Origin of the sequence: Microbispora hainanensis (assembly GCF_006874475.1) — a bacterium.
GTDB classification, from domain to species: domain Bacteria; phylum Actinomycetota; class Actinomycetes; order Streptosporangiales; family Streptosporangiaceae; genus Microbispora; species Microbispora hainanensis.
On the sequence record NZ_VIRM01000155.1, the window covers coordinates 1 to 923 of the forward strand.

A 923-nucleotide genomic window follows, 5' to 3' on the forward strand; every position below is an offset into this window, starting at 1 on the left:
GTGTGGAACCCCGACAACATCTACTGGGCGAACAAGCCCGCCTTCACCACCGAGGACGCCTCCACCAACTTCAAGGGCGTCACCTCCGACTGCCCCGTCTACCCGGACAGCATGGACTGGAACGTCACCGGCATCGTCCAGGACTGGGCCGCCGGCGCCGCCAACCACGGTCTGGTGCTCAAGTCCCCCGGTGAGACGGACGTCGACAACTACCGGGTGTTCACCTCTTCGGAAGACACCGACTTCACCCTGCCTCCGACGCTGACCATCACCACCAGCGGGCCCGCTTCGGCGCCGGCAGTCGGCGCCCTGGCCATCACCCCCGCCCTCAGCGTGGACGGCGGCGTCGTGGCCACCTCGCTCACACCGCAGCTGGCCGCCACCGTCAGCGACACCGCCGGCGGCGATCTAACCGGCGCGTTCGAGATCGAGCACGACCCGGCCGCCACCTCCCAGGGCACCGGTCAGATCTGGGCGGGCGACTCGGTCGCCGTCGCCTCCGGCGGCCAGGCCACGGTCAGCGTCCCGGCCGGGAAGCTGACCGACGGGTGGAAGGTCCGCTGGCGGGCCCGGGCGGTCAACGCGGGTGCGTCGACCACGTCGGCGTGGTCGGACTGGCAGAGCGCGACGATCGACGTGCCCAATCCGACAGTCGCGGCCTTCCAGGTCACCCCCTCCCAGGTGGTGGATGGCGGCACCGTGGCCACCAGCCTGACCCCGGCCCTGCGCACCACGGTGACCGACCCGGCCGCGCAACCGGTGCGTGCCGAGTTCGAGGTCGAGCACGACCCGGCCGCTCCCTCCGGGCAGGGCAGCGGCCAGATCTGGGCCGGGGCTGTGCACGACGTCGCCTCCGGCGCCCAGGCGTCGGTGACCGTGCCCGACGGGAAGCTGACCGACGGGTGGAAGGTGCGCTGGAGGGT

General features: G+C 71.9%; 1 protein-coding gene. It reads left to right on the top strand.

The genetic code is table 11. From position 1 onward, the window contains the following. On the top strand, positions 1-923 hold a 923-nt coding region (locus tag FLX08_RS39950), incomplete at both ends, for a DNRLRE domain-containing protein (protein WP_142625441.1).